6 protein-coding genes and 2 pseudogenes are annotated in these 7,104 nt (G+C 61.6%); 3 read left to right on the plus strand and 5 right to left on the minus strand.

The window, feature by feature from the left end; all coding sequences use genetic code 11:
- Window positions 1-519: pseudogene (locus CVA01_RS14440) on the minus strand (hypothetical protein); the annotation flags it as partial.
- A gap of 240 nt (window positions 520-759) precedes the next feature.
- On the opposite strand from CVA01_RS14440, the gene CVA01_RS14445 reads away from it, so the two are divergent.
- Genes CVA01_RS14445 through CVA01_RS15010 form a run of 3 tightly spaced genes read left to right on the plus strand, consistent with a single transcriptional unit; the run spans window position 760 to window position 1,475 of the window.
- Window positions 760-948: a hypothetical protein gene (locus CVA01_RS14445; RefSeq protein WP_141331758.1), complete on the plus strand. Its 189-nt coding sequence runs from the start codon at window positions 760-762 to the stop codon at window positions 946-948.
- 48 nt (window positions 949-996) lie between these two features.
- Entirely contained in the window at window positions 997-1,308 is a 312-nt protein-coding gene (locus CVA01_RS14450; protein ID WP_141331760.1) for a hypothetical protein, read from the plus strand.
- A complete protein-coding gene (locus CVA01_RS15010) occupies window positions 1,308-1,475 on the plus strand; it encodes a hypothetical protein (protein ID WP_170209813.1) in 168 nt (55 codons plus the stop codon). Before CVA01_RS14450 ends, CVA01_RS15010 begins: the two co-directional genes overlap by 1 nt.
- Before the next feature lie 721 nt (window positions 1,476-2,196).
- Here the strand turns inward: CVA01_RS15010 and CVA01_RS14455 are convergent.
- The 4 genes and pseudogenes from CVA01_RS14455 to CVA01_RS14470 form a co-directional block, all read right to left on the minus strand.
- Window positions 2,197-2,514, minus strand: coding sequence for a hypothetical protein (locus tag CVA01_RS14455; RefSeq protein WP_141331762.1), 318 nt, complete (start codon window positions 2,512-2,514; stop codon window positions 2,197-2,199).
- Window positions 2,515-2,774: 260 nt separating this feature from the next.
- Window positions 2,775-3,920: a hypothetical protein gene (locus CVA01_RS14460; RefSeq protein WP_141331764.1), complete on the minus strand. Its 1,146-nt coding sequence runs from the start codon at window positions 3,918-3,920 to the stop codon at window positions 2,775-2,777.
- A gap of 47 nt (window positions 3,921-3,967) precedes the next feature.
- Entirely contained in the window at window positions 3,968-4,696 is a 729-nt protein-coding gene (locus tag CVA01_RS14465) for an ATP-binding cassette domain-containing protein (RefSeq protein ID WP_141331766.1), read from the minus strand.
- Window positions 4,697-5,450: 754 nt separating this feature from the next.
- A pseudogene (locus CVA01_RS14470) lies at window positions 5,451-6,683 on the minus strand (IS110 family RNA-guided transposase); the annotation flags it as partial.
- Window positions 6,684-7,104 lie beyond the last annotated feature (421 nt).

The following is a 7,104-nucleotide window of genomic DNA, read 5'->3' on the forward strand; positions in this document are numbered from 1 at the left end:
AATGGCGTCATACTTTTCGCGGATTGCTCCGCAGACCTTGTAGGGACTGGGCCAGTAGGTGGTGCAGTTGACCGGCGCCGCTGCTAGCGCTCGCGCCAGGGGGTTGGTAGCGCGGTCTTGTTGGGCCTGCTGCTCGGCGGCTTCCTGGACCTCGGCCCGGTCAGCTTCCTCTTTGGTGAATCCGCCGGGAATGTCCTCAGTGTCTGAGCGCATCTGTCCGGGGATGATCGTCGCCTCGGGGTTAGTGGTGGCGTGCCAGTCGGCCCCGGCATCGTTGTCGATCGTGTTGTCGTCGAAGCCGGGTTCAGCGGGTTCGAGGTCTTCTCGACCGGCAGCGGGTGTCGCTGCAGCCTGGGCAGCATTGTCGATCGCCTCTTGTTCAGCGTTCGCTCGCGCGGAGGCCGAGTCATCGGGCCCGGTGGTGATGCTGGGTTGCGCCGCCGAAGTCGGGGACAGTGTTGAGCTCACTCCGAGGGCGAGGACAACCGCGAGCATCGGTCTGAGTACTTTGTGTCGCATTGATTCCTCTTGGTAGTGAGTGCATGGGGAGAAACGTCAGGTGCGCGGGGGTTCAATGAGCGCGAAACCGCCGAAACATGTGCAGTTCACTAAGAACTGTTGTTGAGTGAACCATGGTTTTTGCTGGGCCACAAGAGTGGGGGTGGATGCTTGGCGCGCCTCAACAGCGACAACGCGAGCGTGGCGTAGTGACCGCCACAGTGGCGAACTTCGCTAACGACTGCCGAGTGAAGCGGCTTCTTGCTGTCGGCGATCGTCCGCCGCAACGTCGACGACGAAAGGGCGGACCGGCTGGTCTTCGCATTGGGCAAACTCATAAAGTTCGAGCGGTCCGGCCACGCGATGGGCCAGGCCACCGCCGAACTTCTCAAGAATCCGGTGAGCGGTACCGTGAAGGCGACCGCCCTGCTTTTTAAGCCCCAGGGGTAGCACTGGCTGAGACGGCGCACTGCTACCCCGCAACCATGAAGGAAGCCAATGGAAGTAGCAGACCTGATACTGCGGATCGTGCAGGTCATTGTGGCAGGTGCAGGATTCTGGATGGTTGTGAAGACTCTGCGGCAGAAGGACACCAGCGACAACCGCGCCGAGTGGTGGAAGCGCTACATCTGGGCAGTGGAACACATCACCGACACCTCACCCAAGATCCAGGAAGTCGCCTGGCTGAATCTGGAAGTCCTCAGCGAGAGCCCATTAGCCACCGCGACCGAGGCAGAACTGATCCAGGGCCTGGCAGAATCCGACGAAACAGCAGATAATGAAGATGACCCACCGGAAGGACAGCAGTGATGGCCACTACCGAGACCCCCCGCGTGGCACGCGCACGCGCCCGTGCAGCCGTCGCCGCGAGCAAGAAAACCGGCGATATCCTGCCCCGCAGCACCTACAAGCTTGCCGGGGTTCCGCCCGCAAAGAACGCCACCGACCGAATCCAGCGCAAGGCTGCCAACCGATAGCCCCATCATCAACCGCCCTGAACAGCACTGTTCAGGGCGGTTTGTCGTTGCAGAACTCAGCAGCCAGACCCCACGTTCAGGGTGCGGCCCCCGGTGGTGGCGCCGCCGCGCCCACCCGGAACTACGTTCCACGCGGCCCCGCCACCACCGGGGGGGGATCGGACCCGGTCACGCTGCGCGCGCCCCGGGACTAACAACCGCCGGCCTTCCGGCCAGCCGGCCCGCCCTCCAACCATCCACCACCGGGCGGGAGGTGCCCCGCGCGTCGCCGCCGAGCCCACCCGACTACCGTCGGCCGGCCCCGCCGCGCGGGACACACAAGGACCGCCGACTCCGTCGTCGGACAGTCAGCCCCACCGCCTGGACTCGTCCTCGCTACGCTGCGGCGATCCAGCCGGCGGGGACACTCGTTTTTCCCGAGAAGCCTCCGGCGATTTTACGGCCAGCTCCCTACGCGCAAGTCCCGCGAACTTCGTTCGCCGAATTCATCCCGAAAACTTTTCCCACGCGCTCGTTCCTCGCTTATTTCGCGGAAAAACGTTTCTCCTTTCTCCGGTCCCGGGACTTGCACTCCAGTCGCCCGGCCTCATCGGCACTGCGTGCCTTCTCGGGCAAAAAACGACTCTCAATGTGGTTGTCAAGAGCTGGGGCCGAGTAATTCGGGAGGCTCTGCATCGCCTAGCGGAATTTGTCAAGGCGGATGAGACCGTAGTCCGGTTCGTCAGGCGGTGATCCGGAGGCGGGTACTCGTCTTCACTGGGCGACGCGCCACCAGAAACGCCACGGTTGCGAGGAGGAAGAGCGCTGCGATTATGCGTGGGTCCGGGTCCCAGAATACGGGAATAAGACCACGATCGGGAACAAGCGCCACGACCATCGTCTGCACAACAATAAGGAAGATGACAGTGGGATAGGCGGTCTCCGGGCCGATGACCAGACTGATAAGAAAGAAGAACACCAGGTAGAGAAGCGTGTTTTGAAGCAGGCCTGCGTCACCGGTAAATGCCAAGAACACGGGCCCGCATAGGAGGACGGTCATTCCGAGGCAGTCCGCCCACCACCACGAACGGACGCTGGATTCCTCACGGGAGGACAGTTCCCCAGTGAGTAGTGTGGCATGTGCCGCCAGTAAAGCGACAGCGAGTAAGTGATCCAAGGACAGGTCCAGGGATCCTTCAGATAACCAGGGCAGGGGAAGACTCGTCGTCCCTGTCACCGCAGAGACTGCGACAGCGACAGCGAGGAGCCCCATTGCGAGACCCACCCTGTGACCTATGGCATACAGTGCGAAGATACTTCTCACGCCGAACACCCTGATTTCTGGTTGATAAGCTCCACGACTCTGTCCCAGGCAGACGGGTCCTCGCTATTGCTATAGGCTAGGAACCGTCCATCGGCACCGGTGGCGGCGGGAACCAGATCACTGCTTCCCAAAGTGACGGTAGCCTCGTCGGCGAGGCTCATGCGCCGGCCGTTCTCATCGACCCAGCACGATTCCATGCCCCTGAGCTCTGGAGAGTTCTCCAGCAGCTCGACGATCAGTTGCTGCTCCACCGTGGTCGGATCCGGATCCCCTGACATCCACAGCTCATTTTGGTTGCGGGGTTCACCGTCGACAAGAACGGTGCCGGTCGGGATTCCTAGCTTCTCGGCAACGCGAAGATTCGTGTCGACCATGGAACGGTTACTCTCCGGCCAGACGCAGACACGGTCATCGCAGTCGCGTTCGGCACCTGAGCGGAGAGCAGTATTCATGAAGTTCCCGGACGTCCCGAGAACGTAGCCGAGGGCGATTGCTGTGCAGGTGATGATGAGTGAGGCGCTGATCCCACCGACACGGACCGGACGCCGGGCGACGCTGACCTGAATGAGGATCACGCTGGCCACCACGAGAAGCCCCAGCGTCACAACTGAGGACCTGATCGTGACCGTGTCGATCATGGCGTCCACCGTGCAGCACCCGCCGATTGTCTGTCCGAACATCTGTCGCCACGCCGGGTCGGGCACTGCCTGCGGATACGCGGTGAGAACCCAGGGAATGAAGACTGCGACGGGTAGAGAAATAATAGGGGAAAGATACATCCCGAGGGCAGCGCCGAAAAGCACCCAGAGGCACGTGAGCAGTACAGACAGGAGAATGCCGGCCCAGGTCTGGGATACAGACAGGCCTCCGTAGTAACCCATGATCAGCAGCACGGAGAGCAGTGTGACCAAACTCGGTGTCCCGAGACGGCGAATCACAGTCCGCCACAGCTCGCTGGCGTGGCTGCGCTGTTTGAGAAGAGTGCGGAAGCGAGATATATCCCACGCCGCGAATCCGGCCAAGGCAGGTCCCAGAGTGTAGAAGTACCCGAGCGCGAGAGATATCCCGTCATACCCGTTGGATACCCTGGAGTAGTTGGTGTCGAGAATGTAGTAACCGAGACCGACAGCGATCAGTATCACCAGTGGTCCTGTCCACGGCCGCAGCCGCGACAGATCGCTCCGTGCGCTCACCGGACGGTCGCCTGGGCCAGCGCCACGGCGGCTGGATCGTCTTTATCGGTTGCATCGACGCCGAGCTGACGGAAATGACCGATACCACCGTCGAAGCGCACAGTGCCCTGGTGTAGCACGATGACTCGTGTGAAAGGGTCGGTTACTTCGTGCGGCTGGTGTGTGGAGACCCACAGGCCGGTACCGGCGGCGACGATGTTCCGGTACAGGTCCTGGAGTTCGCGTTTCGCCAGCGGGTCCAGGGAGGCACTCGGCTCATCGAGTAGAAGCAGTCTCGCACCGGTGTTCAGCGCGGTAGCCAGCTGAACTTTTGCCTGCTGTCCGCCGCTGAGCTGCGCGCACTTCCGGTTGGCGAGGTCACCGAGACCGACGAAGTCCACCCACTGCGGGGCATTCTTCGCGGCCGCGGCGCGGGACTGCCCGTCGAGCCAGGCGACGTAGGAGACGTGATCGAGGACGGTGAAACCGCGGACCGGGGTAAAGAACTGCGGAACGTAACTGACAGACGGAAGACCTGATAGATCAAGACCACGGACCCGGAGGTGACCGGCGAGAACTCTCATCAGAGTTGTCTTTCCTGCACCGTTGACACCGAGGAGCAGGGTGGGTTCACTGCTGACCAATAGGTCATTCGCCGTGACCGCACCGGGCCCGCCCGGGTGACGGTAGGAGAAGGAGAGTTCAGTATCCTGAGCTAGAGATTGTGCTGGCACCGGAGCAGACATGAGTCGCTTAGTAGTAGATGTTGAAGTTACGCGCGCTGGTGCTTTGCCAGCTGTGCGAGTGAACTTTCATGAAGTAGTTTCCGTCGGCCGGATCACCCCAGGAGACACGAGTTGGGCTGCTGAAACACCGCTTGGCGTTGCGGAATCCCAAAGAACGGTCAGGCTGCAAGCTTCTCTTTTGACGCAGCTCAATGTCGAACTTCGAGTTTGCGGCTGGGGCATTACTTGAGCACCCGATGAATCCAGCCTGGACGTGGGTACTTCCTGAGTGGTATACTGTACGACTGATAAAGCCGCTGCGGACATTAGACAGGCTAGTGTTGACGACACTGGCTGAAGCGGCAGGGACTGCGATGGTCGCGGATGCAATCGTCGCAGCCATGGCAGCGACGAACATCCGTGCGATAGGTTTACGAACGGTGCTCAAGGTGTGACTCCTCTAGTCATTCCAAGTGACTCTACTTGGATACTTCATTATTTAACCTCATCGTTAGCGAAGGGGCAAGAGTATTCTTGTGGGGTGTAGCTGCAAATTCCCCCGCGCTCTCAGGACTCCGTAGAAGTGGGGTGCCTGGTTCGTGAGTGACATGGAGGGACCCGAAGTCAGGCACCGATCCCGACGGCTACCACCGGATCTTCACCCGCCAACGCCCACAAGATCAGCACGCCGCCGCCCAGTGGGCCGAGGGCTTTCACATGCCGGAGCATCACTGAATCCAGAATCCGGCGTACCAGGGGCGAGACCATCTCGGTGCTGGGCTCCGGCATGATGATCCGTCTGGAAGGTGCGGTTGTCGCGCAGCATGGCGAAGATGACGTTGATCCGTCGGCGGGCCAGGCACAATACCGCCTGAACATGACTCTTACCTTCCCCACGTTTGCGCTGGTAGTAGGCGGAGGACTGTGGGCAGACGCGGGCCGCTGTTTGCGCTGAGATGTAGCACGTGCGCAGCATCCGGCGGTCATAGCGCCGCGGTCGGTGTCGATTGCCGCTGATCGTCCCGGAATCCTTCGATACCGGAGCAAGGCCACATACCCCGGCCAAGCGATCAGCTTTGGCCAGCAACAGCACATTGCCGCCAGAGGCCGCGACGAACTCGGCTGCCAGCAGGCTTCCGAACCCGGGCATACTGGTCAGCAGTGTCGCCTGCTCATTGCGCTCGACAGCCTCGGTTATGCGCCCGTCGAGCTGCTCGGTCCGTTCGCTCAGCCGGAGAGCATCGTCGGCCAGCTCGGCAATCATCGCCGCGATATGCTGCTCACCGGCAACGGTGGTGTACTGCTGCTGAGCTGCTTCAACAGCACGCGTGGCGACCTGGGTGGTGTAGCGCGCGCCACGTGCACGCAGCCAGGAGGCGATCCGGGCTACACCGGCGCGGCGAATCACCCCGGGGGTCTGATACTTGGTGAGCAGTAGCAGTGCTGCTCGGCGCGATGCGTAGTCGAATGCCTGCTCTAGGGCGGGGAAGATCTCCAACAGCAGTTGGCGAAGGCGGTTGATGGCCCGTGTTCTGTCACGGACCAGATCGCCTCGGCGATCGGTGAGCATCCGCAGCTCAATTGCCTCAGGGGTTGCTGGGGTGTTGGGGTGCAGATCACGGCGCATGCGAGCCTGATCAGCGATGACGGCAGCATCCTTGGCGTCGGTCTTCCCGTCGCCGCGGTAGCTCCTGGCGGCGAAGTGGATCATCCTGCCAGGGATGTAGATGGCTACCTGGCCGTGGGCTTCCAGCACAGTGAGCAGCAGGGATGCCCCACCGTGGTTCAGATCCGTCGCCCACACCACCTCATCCCCATCGCCTTCATCAGGATCGGCGGCGGCGTCGGTTTCTGGGGTGATGAGTTGATGGACATCGCCGATGAGGGTGAGGATGTCTGGTTCGGTGTTGCGAAATCGGCGGGACAATAGCTTGGTGCCGGCGGTGTCGATGACAACGCAGTGGTGATGGGTCTTTCCGGCGTCGATGCCGGCGAACAGTGTGGGCATGTCGGTGGATCCTCTCCTGGTGGTCGTGGTGGGAGCAGATGGTGTGCGCCAGGTCCAACAGATATGCCGAGGTGTCCTTATACAGCGATACAGCGCAACAGGGGTGTGTCGAGGTGTTCGCGATTCTCAATGAGCGGTCGTAATCGTTGGCGGTCCTGCGGGGTGGCCAGTCGTTTTCAGCTCTTTTCCGAACGGCAGCGATGCCACGGCGAGCGGCTGAGAGGGGGGAAGCCATGCCCTGCAGGTCCTGGCGTGGGGCCAAGCCTACGACTGCGTGGTCCCACACCTCATCAACATAAGGAGGGGGCAGGGCCAGACACCGAAACTGGTCACCGTCACTAGACCACCCACCGGAGAATCCGGAGAACAGGAGCAAGAACCATGGGACAGCGAAGCCTTCTGGTTATCCGGCTCTTCCGGA

Source organism: Corynebacterium variabile (assembly GCF_006539825.1).
GTDB lineage: Bacteria > Actinomycetota > Actinomycetes > Mycobacteriales > Mycobacteriaceae > Corynebacterium > Corynebacterium variabile.

Excerpts from the sequence above, each read along its gene's own strand:
- CVA01_RS14455 (WP_141331762.1), bottom strand. The coding sequence starts at position 2,514 with ATGACCGTCCTCCTATGCGGGCCCGTGTTCTTGGCATTTACCGGTGAC.
- CVA01_RS14450 (WP_141331760.1), top strand. The coding sequence starts at position 997 with ATGGAAGTAGCAGACCTGATACTGCGGATCGTGCAGGTCATTGTGGCA.
- CVA01_RS14465 (WP_141331766.1), bottom strand. The coding sequence starts at position 4,696 with ATGTCTGCTCCGGTGCCAGCACAATCTCTAGCTCAGGATACTGAACTC.
- CVA01_RS15010 (WP_170209813.1), top strand. The coding sequence starts at position 1,308 with ATGGCCACTACCGAGACCCCCCGCGTGGCACGCGCACGCGCCCGTGCA.